This is a genomic window from Yersinia bercovieri ATCC 43970 (assembly GCF_013282745.1).
Taxonomy (GTDB): domain Bacteria; phylum Pseudomonadota; class Gammaproteobacteria; order Enterobacterales; family Enterobacteriaceae; genus Yersinia; species Yersinia bercovieri.
This window is the reverse complement of sequence record NZ_CP054044.1, coordinates 1,268,773-1,283,084: the sequence shown is the minus strand read 5'-3', so window position 1 is coordinate 1,283,084 and position 14,312 is coordinate 1,268,773. Positions and strand designations below refer to the sequence as shown.

Sequence of the window (14,312 nt, the reverse complement as noted above, 5' to 3'; positions counted from 1 at the left end):
TACTCCTGCTCTATAACTGGGCTTAGTGGATAATCAGAACGTTTCCCAATTATCTTGCTGATTGGCGCGACTGATATTTGGGCCAGGGCGTGGTGTTGATGCACTATTTTTCGTGGCTGGTGCGGGGATATTCCCTTGAGCGGTATGGGTCTCCGCGTCGGAGAGTCGGAACACCGCGACCGCTTGCGCCAGTAAGATAGCTTGTTCCGCCAGTGAATCAGCGGCGGCGGCAGACTCCTCCACCAGGGCGGCATTTTGCTGCGTGGTGCTATCCATCTCGGAGATCGCCTGGCTGACTTGCGTGATGCCACGGCTTTGCTCATCAGATGCCGAGGCAATTTCTGCCATGATATCGCGCACATGGGTCACTGAGCGGACGATCTCTTCCATCGTCTGACCGGCGTTTTGCACCAGCGAGGTTCCGGCGTTCACTTGGGAGACAGATTCGCCAATCAGCCCCTCAATCTCTTTCGCGGCTTGCGCACTGCGCTGTGCCAGATTGCGCACTTCACTGGCGACCACCGCAAAGCCACGGCCTTGCTCACCGGCGCGGGCGGCTTCAACGGCGGCATTCAGCGCCAAAATATTGGTCTGGAACGCAATGCTGTTAATCACTGAGGTGATTTCAGAAATCCGTTTAGAGCTGCCGGAGATATCATTCATGGTGCGCACCACATCACTAACCAGCTTGCCACCCTGTTGCGCAGTTTGTGATGCTTCGGTTGCTAACTGATTGGCGTGATGGGCATTATCGGCATTCTGCTTAACCGTAGCATTCAACTGCTCCATACTGGCGGCGGTCTCTTCTACGGCAGCGGCTTGCTCCTCAGTGCGGGAGGATAGGTCGGTATTACCCGCCGCAATTTCGCCGGAGGCATGGGACACCTGACTGACGCCAATGCGGATCTCATCAATCATGGCGCGCAGGTTTTCATTCATCCGCGCTACGGCATTCATCAGCAGACCCAACTCATCAGTACGATTGGAGGTGGTCGCCGCCGTTAGATCACCGGTGGCGATGCGCTCTGCCATCGCCAGTGTGGTGCGTAATGGCACCGTAATTTGACGGGTCATGCGCCATGAAATTAGCAAACCAAACAGCAGGGCGGCAATGGCGGCAATGGCTAACTGCAATTGCGCATTATTGATCTCGTCGTGAGTGCCTTGCAGCTCTTGGGTGAACAGATGAGTTGCCAGCTTATTCAACTCATTGGCATTGGTTTCCATCACCTTACCCACTTCCAGCTCTTGCTGATAAGCCGGTAGATAGGCCAACACGTTCTCTTTATAGCTGCCCAGACTGGTGATAACCGGGGCTAATAATTTTTGTTGATCCGGCGATAACACAGGCATAAATGCATTGGCTGCACTGTTGGCGATATTGATTGAGGTAATGAGCGACGACTCGGCCTCCTGATTGCGATCCAGTAACAAGCCCCGCGCGTTATAGCGCACGGTCATCAGCTTCTGGTTCATCTCAGCGAGCAGAATTTGCGTATTGGTGTCTGCACCCTCATTGAGCAAACTTTGCTGTAACTCGTTGAGATTCTTCTGTGTTTCGGAGATATTCCAGCTTTTGCGCACATCATCTTTATGCGCCACTGCATTGACGAAATTACTCTGCTGTTGCAGGTATTCGTCTACCACATCGGCAATGCTGCCTATCGTTTTGCGGTTATCTTCCGACCAGCTAAGCCCTTCGCTCTGGGTCAGCAGATTTTTTATATTGTTGATGTGCTGCGAGTTTTCTTGGATGTATTTCAGATCATAAGTGCGCTCATATAACGCACGATTATATTTTGCCTGATTGGCTTCATCGTTAATTTTGTAGCTTAGGTCGACTTTGTAAGCGTGCTCTTCAATGACGGAGAAATGATAGGCGGTGGTTCCTGCGATGATCCCAACCAACAACAACATCAGGAAAAAGCTTAATCCCAGCTTTTTACCGACTTTCACGTTTTCAAAGTTACCAAAAACTTTGCTCAATGCTGCCATGTTATCTCCGTTATGCGGTGTCTTTGCTGCAAATCAATCAGCGTAGGTGAATGGGGTAGGTCTAATTATTAGAGGAGTGAAGGGGCGCTGGACGTGGGGTAGCCTTGGCAAGAGTGCTCTCCCTAACGTTTTTGTGGCGACATTTATGGGGCCATGACTCATAGATTCATGCCATAAATGTCAGTGTCCCTCTTGTACAATCTATCGGCAGGAATTGGCTAAACTTTAACAGTAAAATGAGCAATAAAAATGCCAGCAAGAGGGATCTTGCTGGCATCGATTTAGTCCCGGAAACGTGCGGTTTAAGGCAGGTTTACGTGGTACTGGTTAATTACTTGGCTTGAGCGAAACGTGCTGCTGCTTCGTCCCAGTTAACCACGTTCCAGAATGCTTTGATGTAGTCTGGGCGGCGGTTTTGGAATTTCAGGTAGTAAGCGTGTTCCCACACATCCAGGCCCACAATGGGGAAACCTGACGCGCCAGCAACGGCTTCACCCATCAGCGGGCTATCTTGGTTCGCGGTAGAAACCACCGCCAGTTTACCGTCAGCTTTCAGTACCAGCCAGGCCCAGCCTGAACCGAAGCGGGTGGCAGCAGCTTGCTCAAATGTGGCTTGGAATTTCTCAAAGTCACCGAAATCGCGCTCAATAGCGGCTTTCAGGTCACCTGTCAGGGTGGTGCCCAGTTTCAGACCCTTCCAGAACAAGCTGTGGTTAGCATGGCCGCCGGCATTGTTACGCATAAAGGTGCGTTTTTCAGCTGGGACTTTGTCCAGATCCTGGATCAGCTCTTCAACGCTGAATTTAGCCAGCTCAGGGAAGCTCTCCAACACCGTATTTGCATTGTTAACATAGGTTTGGTGGTGTTTGGTGTGATGGATTTCCATCGTCTGCTTATCGAAGTGTGGTTCTAAGGCGTCATAAGCATAAGGCAGGGATGGCAGTGAGTAACTCATAATCATCGTCTCCGTAGGTGTAGGGCGGCGCAAGAAAAGTAAGCACCGCGTAAGCGTTCGGATCATTATAGTTAATTAAATGATATTGAAAATGATTATCAATGCCGTACTAACTATGTGGTCTTTCTACGCGCTAATTCGCTGCGGATGAGTATACACCGTGGCTCTACCCGGTTTACTGAAGCCCACCAGGGTCAAATTGCAGCGCTCGGCGACTTCAACCGCTAAGGTTGTTGCAGCTGAAACAGCAAATAAAATTTCTGCGCCACACATGGTGGTTTTCTGCACCATCTCATAGCTGGCTCGGCTGGAGACCAGCACCGCGCCTTGTTGCCACGGCTGTTTGGCCCGAATTCCCAACAGCTTATCCAGCGCGACATGGCGGCCCACATCTTCGCAGCCACCCAATAATTCACCCTGTGGATTGATCCACGCGGCAGCATGGGTACATCCCGTCAACTGACCCACGGTTTGCACCTGTTTAAGTTGCGCGAGGGCGTGGTCCAACTGGTTCAAATTAAAGGTTTGGGTAAAGGGGAGCGGGGAGATCGGGCGGAAGATATCGTCCAGTTGTTCGATACCGCAGACACCACAACCAGTACGGCCAGCCATTGCGCGGCGGCGCTCTTTCAGGCCGGCAAAGCGGCGGCTTGATAACTCAATGTTAACTTCTATGCCGTTACAGCCGGGGGCGACATCAATGGCATAGATCTCTTGTGGCGCACTAATAATGCCTTCTGACAGCGAAAAACCCAGCGCGAAAGCTTCCAAATCCTTAGGGGTTGCCATCATTACCACATGAGAAATACCATTGTAGACCAGTGCTACCGGCACCTCTTCTGCCAGCCAATCCAATTGTGGCGCGGCCATTTGATGACGCTGTAGCACGTTAAGCTGTCTAGCACCGCAGATTTCGGTGGAGAGGTCATTTTCTGAAGGTTTGATCTGGCTCACTATGCGGTCCTGAAAGTTATAACCCATAATCACAATGTGGTAACATTCACATTAAGAATAGTGTGGCTATGTATCGTTATATTAGAAATGTATCCCACACTGCAAAGCGTGATATCGCATCAGCGATTTTAGCGCCTCCCGTTTTGTTGTGGGAAGCGCGAACTGAATTTTAAATTTCAACAATGTGACAATGAATGAAGGAGAGACCCATGCAGGTCAGCAGAAGGCAGTTCTTTAAGATCTGCGCTGGCGGTATGGCGGGAACCACGGTCGCGGCACTCGGCTTTGCGCCGTCAGTGGCGCTGGCGGAAACACGCAATTATAAATTGCTGCGTGCCCGTGAAACGCGGAATACCTGCACATATTGCTCTGTCGGTTGTGGGCTGTTGATGTATAGCCTCGGCGACGGCGCGAAAAATGCTAAAGAGAGTATTTTCCATATCGAAGGGGACCCGGATCATCCGGTCAACCGTGGTGCACTTTGCCCGAAAGGGGCCGGGCTGGTGGATTTCATCCACAGCGAAAGCCGCCTGAAATACCCGGAATACCGCGCGCCAGGTTCGGATAAATGGCAGCGAATCACTTGGGATGATGCCTTTGATCGCATTGCCAAGTTGATGAAAGAGGATCGGGATGCGAATTTCATTAAGACCAACGACGCGGGTGTGACCGTCAACCGTTGGCTGAGCACCGGGATGCTGTGTGCTTCCGCCTCCAGTAACGAAACCGGTTATTTGACCCAGAAATTTAGTCGCGCTCTCGGCATGCTTGCCGTAGACAACCAAGCACGTGTCTGACACGGACCAACGGTAGCAAGTCTTGCTCCAACATTTGGTCGCGGTGCGATGACCAACCACTGGGTTGACATTAAGAACGCGAATTTGATTATCGTCATGGGCGGTAATGCGGCAGAAGCGCATCCGGTGGGATTCCGCTGGGCGATGGAAGCCAAAATCCACAACAATGCCAAGCTGCTGGTGATAGACCCGCGCTTTACTCGTACTGCTTCGGTGGCTGATTTCTATACGCCAATCCGTTCCGGTACTGATATTGCGTTCCTGTCCGGCGTATTGTTGTACCTGATGACCCACGAAAAAATTAATCGCGAATACGTCGAAGCGTACACCAACGCCAGCTTGCTGGTGCGGGAAGACTTTGCCTTCGACGACGGTTTGTTCAGTGGTTATGACGCCGAAACCCGCAAATATGACAAAACCAGCTGGAACTATCAGTTGGATGAGAACGGCTTTGCCAAACGGGACACTACCCTGCAAGACCCGCGCTGCGTGTGGAACCTGCTGAAACAGCATGTCAGCCGCTATACGCCGGATGTGGTAGCCAATATTTGCGGCACGCCGAAAGAAGATTTCTTGCAGGTTTGCGAATATCTCGCGGAAACCAGTGTATCCGACAAAACCGCCACCTTCCTGTATGCCCTGGGCTGGACACAGCACTCAGTCGGCGCGCAGAACATCCGCACCATGGCGATGATTCAGCTGCTGTTGGGCAATATGGGGATGGCGGGCGGCGGCATTAACGCCTTGCGTGGTCACTCCAACATTCAGGGGTTAACCGACCTTGGTTTGCTGTCACAAAGCTTGCCGGGTTACCTGAATCTGCCGTCAGAAAAGCAGCCAGATATTGAGACCTATCTGAAGGCCAACACGCCGAAAACCCTGCTGCCGGGCCAGGTTAACTACTGGAGCAATTATCCGAAATTCTTCGTCAGTTTGATGAAAAGTTTCTACGGCGATAAAGCCCAGAAAGAGAACGGCTGGGGTTATGACTGGTTGCCGAAGTGGGATAAAGGCTACGACGTCTTGCAGTATTTCGAAATGATGTCGCAGGGCAAAGTGAATGGCTATATCTGCCAGGGCTTTAACCCGCTGGCGTCATTCCCGAACAAAAACAAAGTGGTCGCCTCACTGTCGAAACTGAAATTCCTGGTCACTATTGATCCGCTCAATACGGAAACCGCGAACTTCTGGCAAAACCACGGTGAATTTAACGATGTTGATCCATCGAAAATTCAAACAGAAGTGTTCCGTCTGCCATCTAGCTGCTTCGCTGAAGAGAACGGCTCGATTGTGAACTCTAGCCGCTGGTTGCAATGGCACTGGAAAGGCGCGGATGCGCCGGGACAGGCGCTGAATGATGGCGCAATTCTGGCGGGTATCTTTATGCGTCTACGTGAGAGATATAGCCGGGAAGGTGGCGCGGTGCCAGAACAGGTGCTCAATATGACCTGGGATTACCTGACCCCCGACAATCCGGAGCCAGAAGAGGTGGCGCAGGAGAGTAATGGTCGTGCACTGGCGGATATCACCGATGCTGACGGCAAAGTGCTGGTCAAAAAAGGTGAGCAACTCAGCACCTTCGCGCACCTGCGTGATGACGGCACCACCGCCAGCGGTTGCTGGATCTTTGCCGGTAGCTGGACACCAGCCGGTAACCAGATGGCCCGCCGCGATAACGCCGACCCATCAGGCCTTGGCAATACGCTGGGCTGGGCGTGGGCATGGCCACTTAACCGCCGCATTCTGTACAACCGTGCTTCCGCTGACCCGCAAGGCAAACCTTGGGACCCGAAACGCCAGTTGCTGGAGTGGGATGGGGCCAAGTGGACCGGGATTGATATCCCCGACTACAGCGCCGCCGCACCGGGTAGTGATGTCGGGCCATTTATCATGCAGCCTGAAGGGATGGGTCGCCTGTTTGCCATCGACAAAATGGCGGAAGGGCCGTTCCCTGAGCACTATGAGCCATTTGAAACGCCGCTGGGGACTAACCCGCTGCATCCGAATGTGATATCCAATCCGGCCGCCCGCGTCTTTAAGGACGATTTGGCCGCGATGGGTTCTCATGAGCAATTCCCATATGTCGGCACCACCTATCGTTTGACCGAGCATTTCCACTACTGGACCAAACATGCGCTGCTCAATGCCATTGCCCAGCCGGAACAGTTTGTGGAAATTGGTGAAAAACTGGCTGCGAAGAAGGGCATCAAGCAGGGAGATACCGTGAAAGTCAGCTCTAACCGAGGCTATATCAAGGCCAAGGCGGTGGTGACCAAACGTATTCGCACACTGAATGTCCACGGGCAAGAGGTGGACACCATTGGTATCCCGATTCACTGGGGATTCGAGGGTGTCGCGAAAAAAGGCTTCCTGGCGAACACACTGACGCCATTTGTCGGTGATGCCAATACGCAAACGCCAGAGTTCAAGGCGTTCCTGGTCAATGTGGAAAAGGTGTAACGGAGAGAACCTATGTCACTGCAAACTCAAGACATTATCCGGCGCTCCGGCACCAACTCCCTTACGCCGCCGCCACAGGATCGTAACCATCAGGAAGAGGTGGCGAAGCTTATCGACGTCACCACCTGTATCGGCTGTAAAGCCTGTCAGGTGGCATGCTCGGAGTGGAACGATATCCGTGATGAAGTGGGCCATAACGTCGGGGTGTACGATAACCCCGCCGATTTGACTGCCAAATCATGGACGGTGATGCGCTTTTCTGAAATCGAAGATGAAGAGAGCGGCAAGCTGGAGTGGCTGATCCGTAAGGATGGCTGTATGCACTGTGCTGATCCGGGCTGCCTGAAGGCATGTCCGTCGGAAGGGGCTATCATTCAATATGCGAATGGTATCGTCGATTTCCAGTCAGAACACTGTATCGGTTGTGGCTACTGCATTGCCGGTTGCCCGTTCGATGTGCCGCGGATGAACAAAGATGACAATCGGGTGTACAAATGTACCCTGTGTGTCGACCGTGTGGGTGTCGGCCAGGAGCCGGCCTGTGTGAAAACCTGCCCAACTGGCGCGATTCACTTTGGCACCAAAGAGTCGATGAAAGAGGTTGCGGCTGGCCGTGTCGCGGAGCTGAAAACCCGTGGCTTCGATAACGCCGGGTTATATGACCCTGCGGGTGTTGGCGGCACTCACGTGATGTATGTACTGCATCACGCGGATAAGCCCCAGCTCTATCATGGCCTGCCGGACAACCCAACCATCAGCCCGACTATCACTTTCTGGAAGGGCATCTGGAAACCGCTGGCAGCAATTGGCTTTGCGGCCACCTTTGCCGCCAGTATCTTCCACTATGTGGGGGTCGGCCCGAATCGGGTTGAGGAAGAGGAGGAGGAGGGCGATAAGCCGGACGCCACACCATCCGAGACCACCGACAGGGCACCAGAGGCCACCACCGCTGAGCACTCAGACGACGGGGAGACGCGGAAATGAAAAAAGAGAAACGGATCCAGCGCTACAGTGCGCCGGAGCGTATCAACCACTGGATAGTGGCCTTCTGCTTTATGTTGGCGGCGATCAGTGGGTTGGGATTCTTCTTCCCGTCATTTAACTGGCTGATGAATATTTTTGGTACACCACAGCTGGCGCGCATTCTTCACCCCTTCGCCGGGGTGATTATGTTCGCCGCCTTCCTAATCATGTTCTTCCGCTACTGGAAACATAACCTGATTAACAAGGAAGACCTGGAGTGGGCTAAAAATATCCATAAAATCGCCATGAATGAGGAAGTGGGCGATACTGGGCGCTATAATTTTGGGCAGAAATGCGTATTCTGGGCTGCTATTATCAGTCTGCTACTGCTGCTGGCCAGTGGTGTGGTGATTTGGCGGCCTTACTTTGCGCCCTCTTTCCCCATCCCGCTGATTCGTCTGGCGCTGCTGGTGCACTCGCTGGCGGCTGTGGGGCTGATTCTCGTGATTATGGTGCATATCTACGCCGCGCTGTGGGTGAAGGGCACCATTACCGCGATGGTAGAAGGTTGGGTACCGGCAGCTTGGGCGAAAAAGCACCATCCGCGCTGGTATCGTGAGGTGAATGCCAAACGGCAACTTCAGAAAAAACAGGAAGAGAAACCCTGATGAGTATTCGCATTGTCCCTAAAGATCAACTTGGGCAACAGCGCGAAAAAGGCACAACGGCGGGGAATATCCCGCCGTTACTTTTCGCGAATTTAAAAAGCCTGTATACCCGGCGCACCGAACGTTTACAGCAGTTGGCGCTGGATAACCCGCTGTCAGATTATCTGGATTTCGCGGCCAAAATTACCCAAGCGCAGCAAAAGGCGCTGCATGACCATCCGCTGGTGTTGGACATGAAAGCTGAGCTGGAGCAGTCTGCTGCCAGCGGTAAACCGCCACTGGATTTGAGTCTCTTTCCGCGCACCGAACATTGGCGCAAGTTGCTCTCCGCGCTGATTGCTGAGCTGCGCCCGGATGCACCGGATCATATTCTGGCGGTGCTGGATAATCTGGAGAAGGCGTCAGTCCATGAACTTGAACTCTACGCCGATGCGCTGTTAAATCGCGAATTTGCGCAGATCGGCAGCGAAAAAGCGCCCTTTATCTGGGCTGCGCTATCATTGTACTGGGCGCAGATGGCCAGCCAAATCCCAGGCAAAGCCCGCGCGGAATATGGTGAGCATCGCCAATTCTGTCCGGTATGCGGCAGTATTCCGGTCTCCAGTGTGGTGCATATCGGCACCAACAATGGCCTGCGCTATTTGCACTGTAATTTGTGCGAAAGCGAGTGGCATGTGGTGCGGATTAAGTGCAGCAACTGCGAACAGACCCGCGATTTGAACTACTGGTCGCTAGATAGCGAAAATGCAGCGGTAAAAGCGGAAAGTTGCGGTGATTGCGGCACTTACCTGAAAATCCTGTATCAGGAAAAAGACCCGCAGGTAGAAGCGGTGGCGGATGATCTGGCCTCGTTGATCCTCGACGCCAAGATGGAAGGCGAGGGTTTCGCGCGCAGCAGTATCAATCCGTTTGTGTTTCCCGGAGAATAAGGTATTCCCCAGATTTGGCGACCTGCGTGACTATGAGCACTGAACCACACCATCTTTATAGCCAGTTACCGGCCATTGACCACCTATTACGGGAGCCAGCCATGGCCCCGTTACTGGCAGAGTATGGCCCCGCGCTGTTGACCGACACGCTACGCCAGATGCAGTGCGAAGCCCGTGAACACATTAGCCAGTTTCAAGCGCTGGCTGATTGGTGCACGGACTGGCCTGCGGCCTTACGTCAGCGGCTGAATCAACGTCAGCCCGCGTTAAAACCCGTCTTTAACCTCTCCGGTACGGTACTGCACACCAATTTAGGTCGTGCGGCACTGGCGGAATCTGCCATTGCGGCGGTGAATGATGCCATGCGCGGCGCGGTCACCCTTGAATACTCCCTCAGCGGCGCGGGCCGTGGCCATCGTGATCGCGCAGTAGCTGATCTGCTCTGCGAACTGACGGGCGCGGAAGATGCCTGCATCGTCAATAACAATGCGGCGGCGGTGCTGTTGATGCTGACGGTGATGGCGACGGGCAAACAAGTGGTGGTTTCACGGGGTGAGCTGGTGGAGATCGGCGGCGCGTTTCGCATCCCTGATGTGATGCGCCAGGCGGGCTGTGAACTGGTGGAAGTGGGCACCACCAACCGCACCCACCTAAAAGATTACCGGCAAGCCATCAATGAGCAGACGGGCTTGCTGATGAAAGTACATACCAGCAACTACAGCATAGCTGGCTTCACCGCCGCTGTTGCCGAGCCGCAACTGGTGGCGTTGGGGCAGGAGTTTGCTATTCCGACCGCCACCGATCTCGGCAGTGGCTCGCTGGTGGACATGACCCGTTATGGCTTACCCGCCGAACCGATGCCACAGCAGTTGATTGCCGCCGGGGTGGATTTGGTTACTTTCTCCGGCGACAAATTGCTAGGCGGGCCACAGGCGGGGATTATCCTCGGCAAAAAACAGTGGATTGAGCGCTTACAGCAGCATCCGCTCAAGCGAGCACTGCGGGTCGACAAAATGACGCTCGCCGCGCTGGATGCCACCTTGCGCCTCTATCAACAACCGGACAGGCTCCCTGATCTGCTGCCCACGATGCGGCTATTGACCCGTCCGGCAGAAGCTATCGCCGAGAGTGCGCAGCGGCTGCTGGCGGCACTGAGTGATCGCTATGGTGCTGATTTTACCCTGGCGGTGGAGCCATGTTTGTCGCAAATCGGTAGCGGCTCCTTACCCGTTGACCGCTTACCGAGTTGGGCCGTAACCTTTACCCCTAACGATGGCAGTGGGCGCACGCTGGAAGCACTAACAGCGCGCTGGCGTGAGTTGGCTAAACCGGTGATTGGCCGTGTGGCTGATGGGCGCTTATGGCTAGATTTGCGCTGTTTGGAGGATGAAACCGCGTTGCTCAGGGAATTGGCACCATGATTATTGCTACAGCAGGCCATGTCGACCATGGCAAAACCACACTTTTACAGGCGATTACCGGGGTTGATGCTGACCGCTTACCGGAAGAAAAACAGCGCGGGATGACCATTGATCTCGGCTATGCCTATTGGCCGCAGCCTGACGGCCCCACTCTTGGATTTATTGATGTCCCCGGTCACGAGAAGTTTTTAGCCAATATGCTGGCGGGCGTGGGCGGTATTGATCATGCCTTGCTGGTGGTGGCGTGTGATGATGGTGTGATGGCGCAAACTCGCGAGCATCTGGCGATTTTACGGCTCACCGGTCGCCCAACACTCACCGTCGCGTTGACTAAAGCGGATCGCGTTGATGATGAGCGCATCGCGCAGGTACATCAGCAGGTGATGGCGGAGTTGACTACGCAAGGCTGGTCGCCAGAGCAAGTGACCCTGTTTGTGACCGCCGCCACGGTCGATCGTGGCATCAGCGAATTGCGCGAGCATCTGGCGCAATGTCATCAGCAAGATAAAGTGCATAATCGGTTACAGCGGCGTTTTCGCCTCGCTATCGACCGGGCATTTAGCGTGAAAGGGGCCGGTTTGGTGGTCACTGGCACGGCACTGGCGGGCAGAGTGGCCGTGGGCGATACGCTATGGCTCACTGGCAGTGATTGCCCGGTGCGGGTGCGGGGTATTCATGCCCAAAATCAAGATACGCAACAGGCGCTGGCGGGCCAACGTATTGCCCTGAATATCAGCGGTGATATTAGCAAAGGGCAGATCAATCGCGGCGACTGGCTATTAGCGCAGCAACCACCGGCGGCGGTGGATCGGGTGCTGGTTGCCGTCGATGCCGATGCGCCGATACAACACTGGCAGCCGCTGCATCTACACCATGCTGCCAGCCACATTACCGGGCGTTTTTCGCTGCTGACTAGCCCTTCATCCCCCGACGATCTCTCTGCCAATAACATCGCCAGTGACAATAGCATCTCCAGCGACCATACACGCCCATTGATTCTGGCTGAGCTGCTGCTGGATAGCCCGCTGTGGCTGACCGAAAATGACCGCCTTATTCTGCGGGATATCGCGGCGAAGAGAACCTTAGGCGGCGCGCGGGTGATTCATCTGTCAGTGCCGAAACGCGGTAAACGGCAACCGGCCTATTTAGCCTGGTTAACGGCGCTGGCGCAGGCCAACACTGACCGCGAGGTGCTGGATTTACATCTGGCGCAAGGGCCGGTCTCTTTGCGCGGTTTCAGTTGGGCGCGCCAGTTGGCTGAACCTGATATGGCGGCCCTACTGGCGGGGAGTGAGAGTGTGGTCGCCGGTGATATCGTGCTGTCACAACCCCATGCTCAGCAGGCGCAGCAAACCCTGCTGCATGTATTGTGCCTCTATCATCAGCAGCATGGCGATCAGTTGGGGCTAGGGCGCGCGCGCTTGCGGCGCATGGCCTTGCCGACGCTAGATGAAGGGCTGGTTTTTCGGCTGATTGACCACATGCTGGCGCAAGGGGAGTTAAAAAACAGCCGTGGCTGGCTGCATCTGCCGGCGCACGGGCTGGGGTTTACCGAGCAGGAACAGGCGCAGTGGCAGCAAGCCGCCCCCTATTTTGCGGATTCGCCGTGGTGGGTACGTGATTTAGCGGCCCAGCTGCATATGGATGAGGGCGATATGCGCAGATTACTGCGCAAAGCGGCGCAGTTGGGTCATATCACGGCAATCGTGCCGGATCGCTACTATCTGAGCCAGCGTATTGAGCAGTTCGCGGATTTGGTCCGTGAGTTGGACGCCACTCAGGGCAGCGCCTGCGCTGCGGACTTCCGCGACAGATTAGGTGTGGGCCGCAAGCTGGCGATTCAAATCCTTGAATTCTTTGACCGCAGCGGATTTACCCGCCGTCGGGGCAATGACCATTTACTGCGCGACAGTGGGCTGTTTTCGTCGATGAATTGAGATATTGCTTGATCCACCCCAATCCCGCCAGCGTGTCGGTTTTGGGGTGATATTCACAACCGATCCAGCCTTGATAGCCAACCTTATCCAGCAAATCAAATAGATAGGGGTAGTTTATCTCCCCGTCATCGGGTTCATGGCGATGGGGAACCGAGGCTATCTGGATGTGGGCATAGCGCCCGGCGAAATGCTCAATGAGCTGGGTTAAATTGCCGTCCACCCATTGCGCGTGGAACAAATCCAACTGCATAAATACATTGCCACGGTCAATGAGCGACAACAGCTCTTGGGTCTGATATTGGCTGGAGAACAGATAGTGGGGTTTCACCTGCGGGCTGAGCGCTTCAATCAAAATGTTAATCTGATACCCAATGGCTCGCCACGGTTTTTGATCGGCAGGTCGACACGGTTTTTCATCTGGCGGCGATTGTCTCCAGTCAGGCCGAGGAGGATTTTGATCTGGGAATGCGCGTCAACTTCGATGCGACCCGCAACTTATTTGAGCAGGCGCGCCAGTTAGGTCACTGCCCAAAAGTCATTATCACCAGTTCGGTAGCCGTGTTTGGCGGGGCATTACCGACTGTGGTGCCAGACGAACAAGTGTGGTCGCCCCAAAGCTCCTACGGCACACAAAAAGCCCTAAATGACCTATTACTGGCCGATTATAGCCGTCGGGGATTTATTGATGGCCGCAGCCTGCGGATGCCCACCATTGTGGTGCGCCCCGGTAAACCGAACCGCGCCGCCTCCAGTTTTGCCAGCGGCATTATCCGCGAGCCGCTGCAAGGTATCGAGGTGATTTGCCCGGTTGGCCTACAAACGCCGCTGTGGTTGCTATCGCCGAAAATGGCGATTAACAACCTGATCCTCGGCCATCAACTGAGCGCCAGCCAGCTGATGGCCGGGCGGGTGATTAACCTGCCGGGCCTATCCATCAAGGTGCAGCAGATGATTGATGCCTTGCGGCGTATCGCCGGGGATGCAGTAGCGGATCGGATTAAAGTGCAGCAAGACCCGTTGATTGAAAAAATCGTCAACTCTTGGCCGGGTGATTTCGAGGCGCACTATGCCAGGGAGCTTGGTTTCATTAGTGATAAGGATTTTGACAGCATCATTAATGACTTTATTCTCGGTGAGTTGCCGGATAGGGTGGTGCGATTGGCGGCGGATGGGCGATAAAAAGCGGCTACCCCCTCGGGATACCAGGTGTTTCGAGGGGGGGATGCCGGGGGC

9 protein-coding genes and 2 pseudogenes are annotated in these 14,312 nt (G+C 54.4%); 7 read left to right on the top strand and 4 right to left on the bottom strand.

Annotated features, from left to right (window positions below):
* Positions 1 to 33: 33 nt before the first annotated feature.
* From HRK25_RS05805 to fdhD, 3 genes are all read right to left on the bottom strand, one after another.
* A complete protein-coding gene (locus HRK25_RS05805; RefSeq protein ID WP_005271631.1) occupies positions 34 to 1,995 on the bottom strand; it encodes a methyl-accepting chemotaxis protein in 1,962 nt (653 codons plus the stop codon).
* A gap of 331 nt (positions 1,996 to 2,326) precedes the next feature.
* Positions 2,327 to 2,950, bottom strand: a complete 624-nt coding sequence (sodA, locus tag HRK25_RS05800; RefSeq protein ID WP_032896724.1) for a superoxide dismutase [Mn] — start codon at positions 2,948 to 2,950, stop codon at positions 2,327 to 2,329.
* A 126-nt stretch (positions 2,951 to 3,076) separates the two neighbouring features.
* Complete coding sequence (fdhD, locus tag HRK25_RS05795; protein ID WP_005271634.1) at positions 3,077 to 3,931, bottom strand: formate dehydrogenase accessory sulfurtransferase FdhD; 855 nt, start codon at positions 3,929 to 3,931, stop codon at positions 3,077 to 3,079.
* Positions 3,932 to 4,113: 182 nt separating this feature from the next.
* On the opposite strand from fdhD, the gene fdnG reads away from it, so the two are divergent.
* From fdnG to selB, 6 genes are read left to right on the top strand one after another with little or no spacing between them, the layout of a single operon-like run.
* Positions 4,114 to 7,161, top strand: a complete 3,048-nt coding sequence (gene fdnG / locus HRK25_RS05790; RefSeq protein WP_099460522.1) for a formate dehydrogenase-N subunit alpha — start codon at positions 4,114 to 4,116, stop codon at positions 7,159 to 7,161.
* A gap of 12 nt (positions 7,162 to 7,173) precedes the next feature.
* The gene (gene fdxH, locus HRK25_RS05785; protein WP_005271636.1) at positions 7,174 to 8,145 is read left to right on the top strand and encodes a formate dehydrogenase subunit beta; all 972 of its coding nucleotides are present in this window, start codon (positions 7,174 to 7,176) and stop codon (positions 8,143 to 8,145) included.
* A complete protein-coding gene (gene fdoI, locus HRK25_RS05780; RefSeq protein ID WP_032896728.1) occupies positions 8,142 to 8,792 on the top strand; it encodes a formate dehydrogenase cytochrome b556 subunit in 651 nt (216 codons plus the stop codon). The genes fdxH and fdoI overlap by 4 nt, the downstream gene beginning before the upstream one ends.
* On the top strand, positions 8,792 to 9,721 hold the full coding sequence (gene fdhE / locus HRK25_RS05775; protein WP_005271637.1) for a formate dehydrogenase accessory protein FdhE: 930 nt from the start codon (positions 8,792 to 8,794) through the stop codon (positions 9,719 to 9,721). The genes fdoI and fdhE overlap by 1 nt, the downstream gene beginning before the upstream one ends.
* A gap of 32 nt (positions 9,722 to 9,753) precedes the next feature.
* A complete protein-coding gene (selA, locus tag HRK25_RS05770; RefSeq protein ID WP_054872287.1) occupies positions 9,754 to 11,142 on the top strand; it encodes an L-seryl-tRNA(Sec) selenium transferase in 1,389 nt (462 codons plus the stop codon).
* Positions 11,139 to 13,079 (top strand): selenocysteine-specific translation elongation factor, encoded by a 1,941-nt coding sequence (gene selB / locus HRK25_RS05765; protein WP_032897543.1) that lies wholly within the window; start codon positions 11,139 to 11,141, stop codon positions 13,077 to 13,079. Before selA ends, selB begins: the two co-directional genes overlap by 4 nt.
* Here the strand turns inward: selB and HRK25_RS05760 are convergent.
* Positions 13,015 to 13,446: pseudogene (locus tag HRK25_RS05760) on the bottom strand (TIM barrel protein); the annotation flags it as partial. The gene selB and the pseudogene HRK25_RS05760 overlap by 65 nt on opposite strands.
* A gap of 14 nt (positions 13,447 to 13,460) precedes the next feature.
* Here HRK25_RS05760 and denD point away from each other — a divergent pair.
* Positions 13,461 to 14,258, top strand: a pseudogene (gene denD, locus HRK25_RS05755) (D-erythronate dehydrogenase); the annotation flags it as partial.
* Positions 14,259 to 14,312 lie beyond the last annotated feature (54 nt).